12 protein-coding genes, 3 pseudogenes and 1 other annotated feature are annotated in these 15,537 nt (G+C 66.5%); of the genes and pseudogenes, 9 read left to right on the forward strand and 6 right to left on the reverse strand.

Annotated elements, in window-relative coordinates:
• Position 1: 1 nt before the first annotated feature.
• Positions 2 to 1,225, reverse strand: coding sequence for a cytochrome P450 (locus tag ORV05_RS27600; protein ID WP_268754919.1), 1,224 nt, complete (start codon positions 1,223 to 1,225; stop codon positions 2 to 4).
• 252 nt (positions 1,226 to 1,477) lie between these two features.
• Between ORV05_RS27600 and ORV05_RS27605 the strand changes: the two genes are divergently transcribed.
• The gene (locus ORV05_RS27605; RefSeq protein ID WP_268754920.1) at positions 1,478 to 2,092 is read left to right on the forward strand and encodes a hypothetical protein; all 615 of its coding nucleotides are present in this window, start codon (positions 1,478 to 1,480) and stop codon (positions 2,090 to 2,092) included.
• Positions 2,093 to 2,602: 510 nt separating this feature from the next.
• A pseudogene (locus ORV05_RS27610) lies at positions 2,603 to 2,931 on the forward strand (transposase); the annotation flags it as partial.
• A 146-nt stretch (positions 2,932 to 3,077) separates the two neighbouring features.
• Here the strand turns inward: ORV05_RS27610 and ORV05_RS27615 are convergent.
• The gene (locus tag ORV05_RS27615; RefSeq protein ID WP_268754922.1) at positions 3,078 to 3,662 is read right to left on the reverse strand and encodes a DinB family protein; all 585 of its coding nucleotides are present in this window, start codon (positions 3,660 to 3,662) and stop codon (positions 3,078 to 3,080) included.
• A gap of 116 nt (positions 3,663 to 3,778) precedes the next feature.
• Here ORV05_RS27615 and ORV05_RS27620 point away from each other — a divergent pair, with 116 nt between their 5' ends.
• Entirely contained in the window at positions 3,779 to 3,901 is a 123-nt protein-coding gene (locus tag ORV05_RS27620) for a hypothetical protein (RefSeq protein WP_268754923.1), read from the forward strand.
• 495 nt (positions 3,902 to 4,396) lie between these two features.
• Here ORV05_RS27620 and ORV05_RS27625 read toward each other — a convergent pair whose 3' ends face one another.
• A complete protein-coding gene (locus ORV05_RS27625; protein WP_268754924.1) occupies positions 4,397 to 5,404 on the reverse strand; it encodes an alpha/beta hydrolase in 1,008 nt (335 codons plus the stop codon).
• On the reverse strand, positions 5,401 to 6,270 hold the full coding sequence (locus ORV05_RS27630; RefSeq protein WP_268754925.1) for an SDR family NAD(P)-dependent oxidoreductase: 870 nt from the start codon (positions 6,268 to 6,270) through the stop codon (positions 5,401 to 5,403). Before ORV05_RS27630 ends, ORV05_RS27625 begins: the two co-directional genes overlap by 4 nt.
• A 138-nt stretch (positions 6,271 to 6,408) precedes the next feature.
• On the opposite strand from ORV05_RS27630, the gene ORV05_RS27635 reads away from it, so the two are divergent.
• Together ORV05_RS27635 and ORV05_RS36595 are read left to right on the forward strand one after the other, a co-directional pair.
• Complete coding sequence (locus ORV05_RS27635) at positions 6,409 to 7,299, forward strand: helix-turn-helix transcriptional regulator (RefSeq protein WP_268754926.1); 891 nt, start codon at positions 6,409 to 6,411, stop codon at positions 7,297 to 7,299.
• Between the two features lie 114 nt (positions 7,300 to 7,413).
• Positions 7,414 to 8,054: pseudogene (locus ORV05_RS36595) on the forward strand (IS3 family transposase); the annotation flags it as partial.
• Positions 7,698 to 7,826, forward strand: a sequence feature (AL1L pseudoknot). Its footprint overlaps the pseudogene before it by 129 nt.
• A gap of 171 nt (positions 8,055 to 8,225) precedes the next feature.
• Here ORV05_RS36595 and ORV05_RS27650 read toward each other — a convergent pair.
• Positions 8,226 to 8,741, reverse strand: a pseudogene (locus ORV05_RS27650) (IS21 family transposase); the annotation flags it as partial.
• Between the two features lie 439 nt (positions 8,742 to 9,180).
• Here ORV05_RS27650 and ORV05_RS27655 point away from each other — a divergent pair.
• The 4 genes from ORV05_RS27655 to ORV05_RS27670 all read left to right on the forward strand — a co-directional run bounded on the left by ORV05_RS27655 (position 9,181) and on the right by ORV05_RS27670 (position 13,746).
• Complete coding sequence (locus tag ORV05_RS27655) at positions 9,181 to 9,516, forward strand: hypothetical protein (protein ID WP_268754930.1); 336 nt, start codon at positions 9,181 to 9,183, stop codon at positions 9,514 to 9,516.
• Positions 9,517 to 9,527: 11 nt separating this feature from the next.
• Complete coding sequence (locus tag ORV05_RS27660; RefSeq protein ID WP_268754931.1) at positions 9,528 to 10,694, forward strand: hypothetical protein; 1,167 nt, start codon at positions 9,528 to 9,530, stop codon at positions 10,692 to 10,694.
• A 180-nt stretch (positions 10,695 to 10,874) separates the two neighbouring features.
• Positions 10,875 to 13,286, forward strand: coding sequence for a DEAD/DEAH box helicase (locus ORV05_RS27665; RefSeq protein ID WP_268754932.1), 2,412 nt, complete (start codon positions 10,875 to 10,877; stop codon positions 13,284 to 13,286).
• Positions 13,287 to 13,533: 247 nt separating this feature from the next.
• Positions 13,534 to 13,746 (forward strand): Tn3 family transposase, encoded by a 213-nt coding sequence (locus tag ORV05_RS27670; RefSeq protein WP_268754933.1) that lies wholly within the window; start codon positions 13,534 to 13,536, stop codon positions 13,744 to 13,746.
• 137 nt (positions 13,747 to 13,883) lie between these two features.
• Here the strand turns inward: ORV05_RS27670 and ORV05_RS27675 are convergent, their stop codons facing one another.
• Positions 13,884 to 15,536 carry a gamma-glutamyltransferase gene (locus tag ORV05_RS27675; RefSeq protein ID WP_268754934.1) on the reverse strand — a complete coding sequence of 551 codons (1,653 nt, stop codon included), beginning with the start codon at positions 15,534 to 15,536 and terminating at the stop codon, positions 13,884 to 13,886.
• Between the last annotated feature and the right edge of the window lies 1 nt (position 15,537).

Consider the following 15,537-nt stretch of genomic DNA (forward strand, 5'->3'; position numbering starts at 1 on the left):
GTCAGCTCGCCCAGATGACCGGCAGTTCGGTGATTCCACCGGTCAAGTAGCCGCTGCGAACGGGAAGGTCGTGGAGGCGGGCGGCCAATTGCACGGTGGGAAACCGGCTGAGCAATGCGGTGAACACGGCCCGCAGTTCGGTGCGGGCCAGGCTGGCGCCGAGGCAGAAGTGCGCGCCGTGGCCGAACGCCAAGTGGTGGTTGGGCGCGCGGGAGGAGTCGAAAACATCGGGATCGGGGAACATCGCCGGGTCACGGTTCGCCGCGCTGGGAGCCAGCAGCACCGCGTCGCCCTGCCGGATGCGCACTCCGCCGATCTCGATGTCGGCGTGGGCGTAGCGCAACACCCCGAGGTCCCCGGGCGCGGCCATGCGCAGGATTTCCTCGACGATCCCCGTGATCTGGCCCGCGGGGTCGGCGAGGAACGCGTCCCGGCGAGCCGGGTTCGCCAACAGCAGCAGCACTCCGAGATCGATCCGGTTGACCGTGGTCTCGTGCCCCGCGAACAGCAGTCCAGCGGCCAGCCCAGCCAGTTTGTCGTCGCTGAACGACGGATCGCCGGCCTGCGCGCGAACCAGGTCGGAGAGCACGTCCTGCGCGGGATGAAGCCTTTTGACGGCGGCCAACCGGCCCATATAGGCGTGGAACTCGGCCATCGCCGTTGCCGCGTCTCCGGAGGAGTTCATCCGACTGGCCCGATGAGACAGGTCGCGAAAGTACTCGCGGTCGGCGACCGGAACCCCGAGCAGTTCGCTGATCACCAGGGCGGGCAACGGAAAGGACAGGTGCGCGTGCAGGTCGACCGGCTGGTGTGGGGCACGGGCTCGCGCCACGGCCATCTCGTCCAGGCACTGCGCCACCAACTCGGCGACACGGCCGTCCAGGGCACGCATCCGCTTAGCCGAGAAGGCCGGCCGCAGCAACGCCCGCATGCGCGCATGGTCCGCGTGCTCGGTGTCGTAGTCGCCGTCCGGGCCGCCCATGATCGCGGCGTCGCTGAGGGTGGGCGCGGTGGCGGCATCCGGGTGTGAGCGGCCCAGCCGCGGGTCGCCGAACAGGGTGCGGGCCTGCTCATAGCCGGTGACCAGCCAGGCCAGATCGGCGGCGGGCGTGCGCACTCGCGCCACTGGCGCCCGCTGACGCAACTCCCCGAAAGACGGGGCGGGGTCGAGCATGGTGGACCGGCTGAACGGGAGCTGTGGAAGCTCGGTGGTTTCGGCGGTCATCAGCCTTCCTTTCCGCGCATAGGTCGTCCCCGAAAAACGGGGCCGTCATCTCAAGTGAGCGTAAGGACGCTGACCGGCTTCCGTCCTGGCCTCAGCGCCGTATTTCGGGTGGAGACCCACCTCCACCCGAAATACGGCGAGGACCGCAGGACATCACCGTCCGGTACTTCTAACATAATTGTCGGACGCACGTCGAACCGAAATTCTGGGATCTCTCTGGAACGAATATCCCTTCGAAAGGAATGGCACTCGATGAGTTATCTCCGAGGCTTCGCGCCGTGGATCGCCTTTTCCCTGGTGTCCTCCTTCGGCTGGCAGTGGGCAGCACTGGTCGCCCTGGGTATCAGCGGGGCTTCCCTGGTGATCAACCGCCGCGCCGGAATGGGGCTCGACGGGCAGATCCTGAACATCGGCATGACCACCTACTTCGCCGCGCTCACCGCGTTGGCCTTCGCCGCACCGCACTCGCCGCTGCAGAGCTACGACAGCCCGATCTCCACGGCCTGGCTGGGGCTGATCGCGCTGACCAGCCTGGCGATCGGCCAGCCCTTCACGCTCGGGATCGCGCGCCGCAGGGTCGCGCCGGACATCGCCGGCTCGCCGCAGTTCCGCCACATCAACACGGTCATCACCGCGATCTGGACGATCAGCTTCATATTCATCTCCGCGGCCGGGTTCGCCTGCGTCGCGCTGCACGGCGGCATCGTTGCGCGGATCGCCTACCAGGTCGTCGGATTCGGCCTACCAGCATACTTCACCCGCCGGTACACCGCGCGGATCCGAGACCGCCGTGCCGCCCGACCCGAAGCCGTGGCGACCGCCGCGGCGACAACGTTGCCAAACCTCCCTGGGTCCTTCACGAACTAAAACACCGCGTTCGGTCCGAGGCCGGAACCGCCGCCCTGGCCGCCCAGGTAGCCCCACAATCGACAACATATTGTCTGATATTTACCGGTTATCGCGAATATCTCTGATCTGATTGGCAACATGTTGTCTGGATGCCTAAACTGAACGCATGCCTTCGCATGAGGCCGAGGTGTGGCGGCGGTTCACCCGTGCGGTGTTCAGCGCCCAGGTGGCGCTGCTCAGGCTCGCCGAGGGAGAGAACACGGTCGCGGACATCGCGCGGCTAACCGGCTACTCGCGCGGGCATTCCCAACCCAGGCAAGAGCTACAACCAGTATCCGGAACTCGAAGGCGAGGCATGCCCCCGGAAGGCCGAGCAGGACACCCACATCCGGGCACTGCGGGTTCTGGAAACACTCGCCGGCATGTAGCAGCCCGCGCGGTTACCGATTCCTACACGCTGTCCCTCAGCGAAAACCACATCGGCCTCAACGCCATCGCCGTACCGCTACTCGACCCCACCGACGGCCGTTCGGGGTGCCGTTCCAGACCGCACACCGTCGCTTCAGTCAGTGGACCGAGGCGGGGCTATGGCGCGGACTGCACCACGCCGTGCTCGACGAACTTGGCAGCCAGCGTTCGATCGATTGGTCCCGCGCGATCCTCGACGGAGCAAGCGTGCTGGCCAAAAGGGGGACCGCTGACCGGACCCCGTCGATCGCGGGGAACCCGGATCGAAGATCCACGTGTTGCCCGAACGGGGCGGGCTGCCGATCTCCCTCGCCGTTTCCGCGGCCAACACCCATGACTCCCAGGCGCTCAAGCCCCTGGTCAACGCCATCCCATCGATCCGCTCCCGGCATCGGAGTCCGCATCCCACATGAGACGAGCTCTAAAATGTTTCAACCATGATCCGAAAGCGGGGTGTTCCATCGGGTGGTAGTTGTAAAGATAGAAACCTCCGACCGAACTGGTGAAGTGAGACGATATTCGAACCATGCGGTATTCACCGTCGTTCGATGGCCGCCTTCGCGGCCCGCTCAATCTCCGCGCGCCGGGCTTCCCAAAAAGCCGAGTCGCGCCGTGGGTTCGTGTATCCGGCTGCCGTCCCTGTCGCGCCGTCGAGCTTTTCACGGAGGATGTCGGCGTGTCCGGCGTGCCGGCTGGTTTCGGTGAGCATGTGGACCAGAACGTTGAACAGCATGACATTGGGGCGTGGCCACCAGGGCACATGGCCCGGAGAGTCGATGGCGAGGGTGGTGATCGTCGTGTCGGAGTGCTCCCAGACACGCCGGTAACGGGCGACGATTTCCTCGCGCGTCTCGTGCTCGGTCGCCCACATGTCGGTGCCGCGTTTGCCGATGTCGTCCCATCGGGGTAGGGGTTCGGGGAAGGGGCGGTCGAAGACCTCGCCGAAGTACCTGGACTCCGATAGCGACAGGTGCTTGACCAGGCCGAGAAGGTTGGTTCCCGTCGAGGTCAGGGGTCGGCGGATGTCGTACTCGCCGAGCCCGTCGAGCTTCCAGAGCATCGTCTCGCGGATCTCCCGCAGATCGCTGTGCAGGTACTCTTTCACGAAGTCATCGATCACGATGCACGAGCCTGTCATGCGCCACCGGCGGACTCAACCTGCCGCGAGCACGAGGTTGGCCGCGGCACGCTCCGGAGATCCAACGGCGGCTCGATCGCATCCTCAACCAGGTCGGGGTGCATCAACGGATCACCCTGGCGGAGAACAACTTCACGGGTTTGGCCCAGGTCGTCGCCGCCGGCCAGGCGTTCACCCTCATCGGACTGGGCGGCGGCGGCGAGCAACGCGTTGAAGGGTGAACCCGTCACCGTCCTACCGGTCGCAGGGAGGCGGCTCACCCTCACCAAGGTCGCTGCCTGGTGCGAGGACCGCGCGCTGCCCGGCGAGCCGGTGGCCGATCTCGCGGCCACGGTCGCCACCCCTGGCCGCCGCCAAGCGCCACCGTTGACCGGAGCACAACGTACACACTGATCGCACGTCACCTTGAACCGTCACGGGTAAAGGACCGGCTTCGGTGTCAGACCAGCACCGGTCGGCGTGGCTGGTGTTGAGCGTAGTGGGCGCTCTCGTACTCGACTTTTGAACAGTGCTGCGGAACTGGTCGACGGCCCGATCTACGCACAGGCCGAGCGGGTGCTGTGCCTGGCCGCAGCAACGCGCAGCCGGTGAACGGTCGCGATGAACGAGCCTTCCGGACAACTGGACGCAGCGCTGCTAGCCAATAGCGTTCGACACCAAGGATGGCGACCACGAGGGTGAGCATCTTGTCGGTCACTGCGGGGTCGGCGTGGGCGTCACGGCGCCTGCTCGCCGGGCGGGGCGGTTAGGTTGAGCTCGGACAGCCACGCGGTAACGGTGTTGACGTAGGTCGCGGGGTCGTGACCGTGCAGGGAGTGCGGCACGCCCGGGAAGGACCGGTAGCTGAATTCGTTACCCGCTGAGGTGATGAGCTGCCGCGCGCGGTCGACCTGGAGGTCCGAGATGGCCCCGAGCAGGTTGCCGGTCCGCGGGTCGATGTCGTGGAAGTGATGGGTGAACAGCACCGGGACCTTCACCCCGGCGAGCATGTTCTCATGGTCGCAGGTCGCCATCGCTCGACCGGAGGAGAACGCTTGCCCCCACTCCGGGTCGTACTCCTTGAGGTTCTGCGGCGGCCCGGTTGGCACCTCACTCAGGGCGTTACTGGGAGGTGGCGGTGCCATCCGGACGAGCGCGCCGAGCAGGGACGCCGGCAATTCGCGGCCCATCGCGGCATGTAGGCCGGCCCAGTCACCGATCGACCATTGGCTGCCGAGCCACTTGTGCCACAGCCGGAACATGGGGCCCATACCCTGGCTGATGGACTGGCCGCATGCCGGGTCGGCTTCGGACGCGAACAACGGAGCGTCTTCGTAGATCGCGGCGCGCACCTGGCCTGGCGCGGCGAATGCGGAAAGCCAGGCGGCGATCACCCCGCCCGAGGACAACCCACTCACCACGGTCGGCCGTGCGATTACCCTGTCGATGAACCGGACAAGGTCGCCGCCGAAAATGTCCACGCTGTACCGGCCTGGTGTCCAGGTGGACCGGCCCTGCCCGCGCAGGTCGACTGCGAACACCTGGAATCGGTCCGCGAGCAGGCACATGGCCTGCTCGTATCCCCACCACGACTCGGTCTGGGCCGGGATCAGCAGCAGGGCAGGCTTGTTCGGGTCTCCGGTCACCGCGTAGTTCATCCGGATCTCGCCGAGGTCGGCGATGTGCTCGGTGAAGCGGTGTGGGACGAAGATGTCCGGATGGTCTTCGGCTTCCAGATAGCTCACCGCGCCACCTCCGTGCCTACACCGGTCAGCGCGGCCGTGGCCCGCCACAGGTTGCGGGCGGTGGTCTCGTCGAGCCCGGCCGAGGATGGCTTGCGGACCTTCGGGTAGCCCCGGATGCTGCCGGGTCCGTCGGGACCGACGTAGGCATTGCCGGGAACGTCCTGGGTCGCCGCGTACAGGATCGGCAGTGCCCCGCGCTCCGGGGTGTTGATGAGAAATCCGAGCCGGTTGATGAAGCCGGACGGCGAGTGCGCGGCCAGCGAGGTCGACGCGATGCCAGGATGCGCCAGGACCGAGCGCACGGAACTTCCCGATGCAGTCAGGCGCCGCTGCAGCTCCAGGGAGAACAGGACGATCGCCAGCTTGGAGTCGTAGTAGGCCTTCATCCGATGGTACTTCCGGGACCGCCAGGCCAGGTCGTCAAGATCGATCCTGCCCTGGCGGTGCAGCTGGCTGGTGACGCTGACCACCCGGTCTCCAATCCGCGGCAGTAACAGGTTGGTCAGCACGAACGGGCCGAAGTAGTTCGTCGCGGTCTGCACGTCGAAGCCTTGCGGGGTGCGGGTCAGAGGGACGTCCATGACACCCGCGTTGTTGACCACGATGTCCAGGTCACCAGTCCACGTTTCGGCGAACTGGCGAACCGAGCCGAGGTCGGCCACGTCCAGGTGCCGCACCTCGAACGTGCCCGCCATCCCGATGATGGCCTCGGCCGCCTTGTCCGGGTTGCGCACGCCCAGCACGACACGGGCGCCGGCCCGGGCGAGTTCGCGCGCGGTGATCAGCCCGAGCCCGCCGCCGGCCCCGGTGACGAGCACCGTCCTGCCCGTCATGTCCGGCAGATCGTCAGCAGTCCATTTCGCCATCGCCGTCTCCTGATCGGTGGTCGTCGGAGCCTGTCCTGATGACCAGTTCACCTCGGCGGAGGGTGCGGGTCGAGGACTTGCCGAGCCACGGATCGGCAGTCAGTGGCTGAGTCGGACGGAACCGTCCACCATGGACCTATGGCCACGACGATGGACCGGCAGGCGCTCGGCGCCTTCCTGCGCGCCCGCCGCGAGGTGCTGCAACCCGAGGACGTCGGCTTACGCCGCGGCACACGGCGCCGCACCCCCGGGCTGCGCCGCGAGGACGTCGCCGAGCTGTGTGACATGTCCGCCGACTACTTCGCACGGCTGGAACGCGGCACCGGCCCCCATCCCTCCGAGCAGATGCTCGCTGCCATCGCCCGCGGGTTGCGGCTCACCCTCGACGAACGCGACCACCTGTTCCTGCTGGCCGGACATCGGACCCCGCTGCGTGCCTCGCGCGGCGAGCACGTCAGCCCCGGGCTGATGCGCGTCCTGGACCGCCTGCAGGACACCCCGGCGCAGGTCATGGGCGCTGTCGGGGAAACGCTCGTGCAGACACCCCCGGCGGTCGCCCTGCTCGGCGACCAGACGGGATTCGCCGGTCCGGCCCGCAGCGCCGTGTACCGGTGGTTCACCGACCCGGGCGAACGGGCGCGCTACGTCGCTGAAGACCACCCACTGCACAGCCGCATCTACGTGGCACAGTTGCGCGCCGGCAGTGCCCGGCAAGGACCCGACTCGCCGGCCGGCCGCCTCGCCACCGAGCTGGCCGTTCGGAGCAGCGAGTTCGCCGACCTGTGGGAACGGCAGGAGGTGGGCGTGCGGTGGAGCGACCAGAAGCGGTTCACTCACCCCGAGTTGGGACTGCTGGACCTGCACTGCCAAACCCTCCTCGACCCCGCTCAGGACCAGACTCTGCTGGTCTTCACCGCGACACCGGGCACCGACAGCCACGACAAGCTCGCCATGCTCACCGTCATCGGCGCCCAGGAATTCCGGCCTCAAGCACACCGGAGCAGCGGCGGCCGAGAACCAAGTCGGTGACGAACGGAATCACCTTGTTCACGGTGCGGGTATCGGTCAGAGATCGAGTGCGCTTTGACCTCGGCAAGTGGTGAACCGCCCCGGGTCTGATGGAGGCTCACTCGTTGAGTGAGGATGTGGAGTATGGCCGGGAAGAGGTACTCGCGTGAGTTGCGTGAGCGTGCGGTTGCGTTGGTGTTTGAGCAGGTAGAGCACTACTCCTCGCAGTGGGAGGCGATCTGCTCGGTGGCGGCGAAGGTGGGTGTGTCGGGCGAGACGCTGCGGAAGTGGGTACGCCAGGCCGAGGTCGACGCTGGTGCCCGGCCGGGCACCTCGAGCGAGGAGTCGGCGGAGTTGAGGCGGCTGCGCCGGGAGAATGCCGAGTTGCGTCGGGCGAATGAGATTTTGAAGGCCGCGTCGGCTTTCTTCGCGAGGGAGCTCGACCCTCGACCGCCGCGCTCGTAACGTTTATCGCGGAACATAAGGACCGGTTCGGAGTCGAGCCGATCTGTACCGTGCTGACCGAGTTCGGCATCAAGATCGCTCCGTCCACCTATTATGCCGCCCTGACGCGCCCGACATCGCGGCGCGAGGTCGAGGACGAGAAACTCATGATAGAAATTCAACGCGTGTATGAGGAGAACTATCGGGTGTACGGCGCGAAGAAGATCTGGCGCCAGCTACTTCGGGAAGGTGTTGAAGTCGGGCGTGGCCGGGTCGAGCGGCTGATGCGCCGGCTCGGCTTGGCTGGCGTGGTGCGTGGCAAAACCTCGAGATAGTGGTCCAGTGTGAGCACTTCGACGTAACGGCCTGCGGCGCGCTCATGCCGGGCGATGATCTTGCCGTCGTCGAGAACCTCGACCGTGGTCGCCGACAACCTCACCGGCAGGCGTCGTCCCGGCGTATCGCGCTGGGACGGAGTAGTAGCACTGCCGTACCGAGACCCGTGCCCGGTTGTCGACGCGTGCTTCCAGGAGTCTGGCGGGGTCGGACGGCTCGGCCGGCAGCGGCATCAGCGCGGGCAGTTCCGCGGCGAACGCGGCCGCGACCGTGGTCGGGCGACCGATGATCACGCGAGTGTCATCGAGCAGATCACCTGCTGCGATAAGGGTGTTCAGCTCAGCCAGCGATGCGACCTTCGGGACCGGGACCAGGTGACGGCGTCGGAAGCGGCCGATCTCGCCCTCGACTCCGCCTCGTGAGCGCCTTCGATGCCGGGTCGGCAGAAGAACGAGTCGAACCCGTAATGGCTGCGCAGTGCGATGAACCGCTCGGATTCCTCTCGGTCGCGGCCACGTAGGACGCGGACGACGGCGGGCTTGAGGTTGTCGTACTTGATCCGTCCCGGCGGCGCCGAAGTGGGCGAACGCCAACACGTGGCCTTGCAGGAACGCCTCTTGGGCTTGCGTGGCGAACGAGACATGGAACGCCCGGCCCGAGTTGGACAGGCGCAGCACGAACATCCACAACTTCGTCCAGATCCCGGCGATCGTCGCATGCACCAGAAACACCCCAGCAGGGGCAACGGAATCCCCATGGAAACGATCAAACAAAATCGTCGTGGCACAGCAAAAATCCCCTCCGAACAGCTAAAACAAGCCGATCGAAAGGGATTAATCAAAACGTGGAGCTAAGGGGACTCGAACCCCTGATCCCCTCACTTTCAGTGAAGGGACCACTACTCTAAGTTCGCACGTTAAAGCTAGCACGACGAGAAGCCGCCGGTCAAACACTGCCGTTCGCTGTGGTTGTGTGCCACCTGGCGCGGTTCGGCATGCCCCCGTGCTCCAGGTTTGCTCCAGGCGTTCCAGCGTGAACATCGAGCCGAGATGACGGCACTTGAACGGGTCCTCCAGGCGATGGCTACCCTGACGGCTTGTGGCGAGGCGTGGTCAAAGCTCGATGGTGCCGTTGATCGGCCGCTGGCGGATCGTGGCGATGAGTGGTTGGGACCAGGACGCGATCGACCTGGTCGAACCGGCTTTCATCAAGTTCAACAGGGACCGGACCGGGCAGTTCGGTTTCATCGCCGTCCAGGGTTGGCTGGACTGCCGTCCGGCGGACCGGGACGGCCGGCCCGGTGTGGAGTTCACCTGGGAAGGTGTCGACGAGGGCGACCAGGTCAGCGGACGCGGCTGGGCGTCTCTTGTCCACGATGCCCTGGTCGAAGGTCATCTGTTCTTCCATCTGGGCGACGACTCGAGTTTCCGGGCAGAACCGTTTACCACCGCTGATTGAGTGGATGGATCGTGAGCGAGTACCAGTACTACGAATTCCTGGCAATCGACCGTCCGCTGGACGATGACGAGCAAGCCGAGATCCGGTCGCTATCCACCCGGGCACGGATCACCGCCACCAGTTTCGTCAACGAGTACCACTGGGGCGACTTTAAAGGCGACCCGAACCACTTGATGGAGCACTACTACGACGCGCACCTCTACGTGGCCAACTGGGGCACCCACCGCGTGATGTTCCGCCTGCCCACCGACCTGCTCGATCCCAGCCTCGCCGACGAATACTGCGTCGGTGACCAGGCCAGTGCCCACGACGCAGGCGAGTTCATCGTGCTCGACTTCACCAGCGACGACAACGCAGGCGAATTCGAGTTCGACTACGACCCCGAGACATTGCTGTCGGCAATCGTCGGAGTTCGCGCCGAACTCGCCACCGGTGACCTCCGACCGCTCTACCTCGCCTGGCTCGCCGCCTACGGCGCCTGGGAACGCGACGAAGACATCTTCGACCGCGACTCCGACAACGACCTCGAACCACCCGTCCCACCAGGCCTGCACACCCTCACCGCGCCACAACGGGCGCTGGCCGACTTCCTCCGCCTCGACGACGACCTACTCGCCACCGCGGCACAAACCAGCCCACCGATCCCGAAGGTCACCGACGACCCCAGCGAACTGAGCGCCTGGATAACCCGCCTACCGGAGGCCGAGAAGAACCGACTCCTGGTGCGAGTCATCAAAAATGAGCCCGCGCGGGTACGGATGGAACTGCTACGCCGCTTCCGCAGCCACACCGCGCCGCCGCACCCCGCCCCGGCCCGCCGGACCGTCGCCGACCTGCTCGACAACGCGGCACACCGACGAGCCGACCGACAACGTCGACTGGCAGCCCAACGCGCCGACGAAGAAGCACGACGAGAACAGGCACGCATCCGGGCCCGCGAACAACGACTCAACAAACTGGCCGACGAACAAGACGCCGCATGGTCACGCGTCGAGACAATGATCGCCACCAAGAAACCAGCCGAATACGACGCCGCCGTCACACTACTCACCGATCTCCAGACACTCGCCGAACGCGACGGGCACGACGACACATTCACCGCGCGCATCAACGCACTACGGCAGACGCACGCCCGCAAACCCAGCCTCATCCAACGCCTCGACCGAGCCGGCATCTGAACACCACATCAGCGGCAACGACCGCAAACGGCGATCGCTCCAGCCAGCGGAGATCACGAACTCGCGGGGATACGCGTTGCAACAGAGCAGTCGTGAGCAGAGGACACACGGTTGTGGCGACCGCTGGAGCTGACCGCATGAGACGGCCCCTTGCCCTTGGCAACCCCTACGGTGGTGGGTGTGAGTGATGATCTGCGATCGGCGGGTGCGGCCGTGCTTGCGGAGGAACTGGCCGGTCTGCGCGCATTGGCCGGCCGCTTGCAGGCGGAGAACACGCGACTGTTGCGGCTGCTCAAGCTGACACCAGGGCAGGCGGCCCCGCCAGGCCCTGCCCAAACCGGCATCTTCGAGGCTCGCCCCGGCACCGTGGACCGGGAGTCCGCGCCGGAGACAAAAGTCGCCTTCTTTGAAGCATTGTTCGCCGCCCGCCGGGACGTCTACGCGACCCGCTGGGAGAACCCCCGAACCGGCCAAGCAGGCTGGTTGCCCGCGGTACGCGGCAGCTGGCGCAAGGGCGTGCGCCACGAGGATCGCAACTACCTGCCCTTGACCAAGGAGATCGTGCACGCTCACCTGTCCGGCGAGACACATCTCGGGCTGTACCCGCTGCTGGATGGCGACCAGTGCTGCTGGCTGGCAGCCGACTTCGACGGCCAAGCCGCCATGCTGGACGCCCTCGCCTACGTGAAGGCCGCCCGCGCCTGGTCGGTGCCCGCCGCTCTGGAGGTGTCCCGATCCGGTATCGGCGCGCACGTGTGGGTGTTCTTCGCCGCGCCTGTCACCGCGGAGACGGCGCGGCGGCTCGGCAGCGGCCTACTCCGGGAAGCGATGGCACTTCGCGGTCATATGGATCTGTCCAGTTACGACCGCCTGTTCCCCTCCCAGGATGTCCTGCCCTCAGGCGGAGTCGGGAACCTGATCGCCGCACCACTGCAGGGAAAATCCCGCAGGGACGGAGCGACCCTGTTCCTCGATTTGTCGACGATGGAGCCGCACGAGGACCAGTGGGCGTTTCTGTCCTCCCTCGGCCGGATGAGCCCCGCCGAAGTGGGCAAGGTCGCCCGCCGCGCGGGCCAGGTACTGGTCGGAGGCGGTGTCGAACGAGTCGCCACACCCACCTCAACCCGGATACGCACCACCTCGGCCCCAATCATCCACGCGCGCTTGTCCGCGGGCATCCGGCTGGAGTCCGGTGAGCTGTCCCCGGCGTTGCTCGCGACGGTGAAACACGCGGCATCCATGCCGAACCCGGTCTTCTACGAACGTCAGCGGATGCGCATGTCCACCTGGGACACGCCGCGCTTTCTCCGCAGCTACGACGAAACCCTCGACGGCGGCCTCATCGTGCCCCGCGGCCTGGCCGACACACTCGCCTCACTCATCGGCCAGGCAGGCAGCCGACTCAACACCACAGACGAACGAGCACCAGGAGAACCGCAGGCATTCACCTTCAAAGGCACCCTCACCACCCCGCAACAACAAGCCGCCGACGCCCTTCGCGAGCACGACCTGGGCGTGCTGGTCGCTCCGCCCGGCGCCGGAAAGACCGTGATCGCCTGCGCCTTGATCGCCCGGCACGCCGTCTCCACCCTGGTACTCGTCGACCGGAAAGCGCTCGCCGACCAATGGCGCACCCGCATCACCGACCTCCTCGGCGTCAAACCCGGCCAACTCGGCGGCGGCCGCACCAAAACCCGCGGCACGGTCGACGTCGCGATGCTGCAAACCCTCGCCCGCCGCGACGACATCGCCACCCTCACCGCCGCCTACGGCCTCATCGTCGTCGACGAATGCCACCACATCCCCGCCGCCGCGTTCGAACACGCCGTCAAACAGATCCCCGCCCGCCGCTGGCTCGGCCTCACCGCCACCCCCTACCGCCGCGACAAACTCGACGACCTCATCGCACTCCAACTCGGCCCGACCCGCCACACCATCACCCACCACCCCACCGGCGACAAACCCTCACCGCAGCTCCAACTCCCCCAATCCGGCCCGGAACCACGCCCCACCCCTGTCCTGCACGTCCACGAAACCCAATTCCGCTACACCGGCGACGCCGACCCGTCCGAGCCCGGCGGAATCGCCGCCATCTACCGCACCCTCATCGCCGACGACGGCCGCACAAGCCAAGTCGTCACCGACGTCACCGCCGCACTCAAACGCGGCAGACACTGCCTCGTCCTCACCCAATGGACAGCCCACCTGCAACGATTCGCCGAGGAATTCCGACAACAACAACTCGATCCGATCCTGCTCCGGGGCGGAATGACCGTAACCGCCCGCCGCGACGCCCTCGCCCGCTTGCAACCCGCCCCCGACCGGCCACCATTACTGGTCCTGGCCACCGGCCCCTACGTCGGCGAAGGCTTCGACTGCCCCATCCTCGACACCCTCTTCCTCGCCGCACCCATCGCCTTCAAAGGCAGACTCGTCCAATACGCCGGACGAATCCTGCGCCCCCACCCCGGCAAAACCACCGCCGAAGTCCACGACTACCACGACATCCACACAGGAGTGCTCGCCTCCTCCCTCACCAAACGCGCACCCGGCTACACCAGCCTCGGCTTCCCCAACCCCCGCAAAAAATGACGCTCGTTTGCTTAAGCAAATGTATAGATTTTGCGCACACCTGTTGACTGAGTGCCATCAACCTTGACGAGGTCCACTGGGAAGAGGGTGCGCTCGCGATATCGGGCGAGGGGTTCCATATCGATGTTGACGCGTTGAAAGAGGCGGGACTGGCGCTGTCCTTGAACCCTGCCCTCTCACTGTCAGGCCCAGGTGGTACCCGCGTGATAGTCCGAGCGCATCCCGACCCCGTCGACGAAATCCACTGTTGCACCGGCCGCTGCACCTGCTCCAGTCGTGCCTGGTCTACATCAATACCTTGCTACTGCAGCGGGTTCTGGCCGACCCGAAGTGGGCAAAAAAGCTCACCGAGGCCGACCGCCGCGGGTTGATCGCACTGTTCTGGACCAACGTAAATCCCTATAGTCGGTTCCAACTCGATATGAGCAAGCGCCTGGATCTGGACGCCGTCGCCGCATGAGAGCCGCATCGGCCACCACCGGCATGGCAACTCGCTTTTGCCGCGGTCGAGAGTGGCCGACGCAGTGACCCCTGGCGAACCGTCCCCGCCGCTCGTGGCGTCGCGGCCCGGTGTTCTGTTACACCTGTCGACGTGATCTATCCGGCGGTGGTAGTGCCCATGAGCCGGGGTTCGGTGACAGCGAGGCGTTCTTCGGTGCCGGGGTCGATAGCGACGGCGGCCCAGGAGCCGATGGTGGGGGCGATGGTGTGGCCGGGCTGAGGCTTATCGCGGCGGGCATAGGGCCGCCCGGCGGCGTCGGTGCGGGCCAGCGGCTGGCCGATCTCTTCGACCCGGTCGAGTAGTCCCGGAGTGAACGGTTCGGTTTGAATGGCGTTGGTGGCGCGGCCGGTTTGGTAGTCGTAGTCATAGAACCCCCAGCGGTCCTGGTCGATGGCCTGGTGCAGGTCCAGCCCGTGGGCGAGGACATTGACGGTGTTCTGCATTAGGCACCCGTGCAGACCGGTGCCCATGGCGGTGGCGGCGAAGACCGGCCGGTTGTTATCGAGGACCAGTTGCGTGGCCAGTGTTTCGCGGACGCGGTCACCTGGGATGGTTGCGGACGGTTGCAGGTACCGAGCGCTGTTGACCGCGATGCCGTCGACGAAGATCCCGGCCTCGCCCCAAGGCAGCCCCGCGACACTGTGCGTTGCCACCGCGAGCTGGCCGTCGGCGTCGACGGCGGCCAGGGAATGTGATCCCTGCGGCGGCTCGAATGGTCCGCCGATGAATTCCCGTCGCCGGATGCGTTGTGTGATGTCATCCACCTCGTCGTGTTGCCCTCGAGCGGCAATCGCTCCGGCCATGGCCTGGATCTCGTCGTAGAAGCTGTCCGCGGACCGCCATCGCGGTGGGCGTTCGTGCAGGCCCAGTGCCTCGGCCACGGCCAGCGCGAGCAGCACCACCGCGCCGCCGTAATGCGGCGGCGGGCAGACCCGTAGCTCTTTGCCCAGGTAGGTGCCCACCAGTGGCTCATGCCAGCGCGCTTGGTAACGCGCAAGGTCGGACAGGGTCATCCGTCCATCGAGCCGACCTACCGCCTCCACCAGGCGTTGCGCCCACGGCCCTTGGTAGACATAGCCCGCGCCGTCGGTGCCGATCCGGTCGAGCGTGTCGGCCAATTGCGGCTGCCGGAATATCCAACCGGCCTCCTGCGTCGCGCCGCTACTGTCGACGCTGTTGTCGACAAGGGCTCCGAAGATAGCCCGGCCTTCGGGATGGCGCGTCAGCACCTGCCGCCGGGAGCGGGCGACCAGAGCGTAGTGCTGCGACAGAGGGAAGCCCTCGCGTGCGAAGTAGGCCGCCGGCCGCCACAGCTCCCCCCAGGGCAACCGCCCATAGCGCTGCCAGGCCGCGTCCAGACCAGCGATGAGCCCGGGCACGAGTACCGCCCGCCCGCCGGCGCGTTCGGCGATCCGGTCGTAGGGGTCGCCGTCGCCCGTGACGCTGTCGAACCCGGCGTTGAGGGTGTCGGTCCGGCCACTGGACGTGTCGTGCACCAGCATGGTCAGGTGACCGCCCAGTGTGCTGGTCCCAGGCTGAACCACCGTGTCCACCACGGTCATGGCCACCACTGCGTCGGCTGCACTGCCACCAGCGCGTAAGACCGCCTCGCCGGTGCGCACCGAACATGGATGCTGCGCCGAGACGGCGAAGGCCGGGCCACGTGCCATGTCCTTCGGACCGGGACCGGCCCTCCGGGCTTGCTCGCACCATTCCTCGCGGTCCCACGTGTACGGATCCACCCGCATC

The sequence above is a fragment of the Amycolatopsis cynarae genome, assembly GCF_026802195.1.
Taxonomy (GTDB): domain Bacteria; phylum Actinomycetota; class Actinomycetes; order Mycobacteriales; family Pseudonocardiaceae; genus Amycolatopsis_E; species Amycolatopsis_E rhizosphaerae.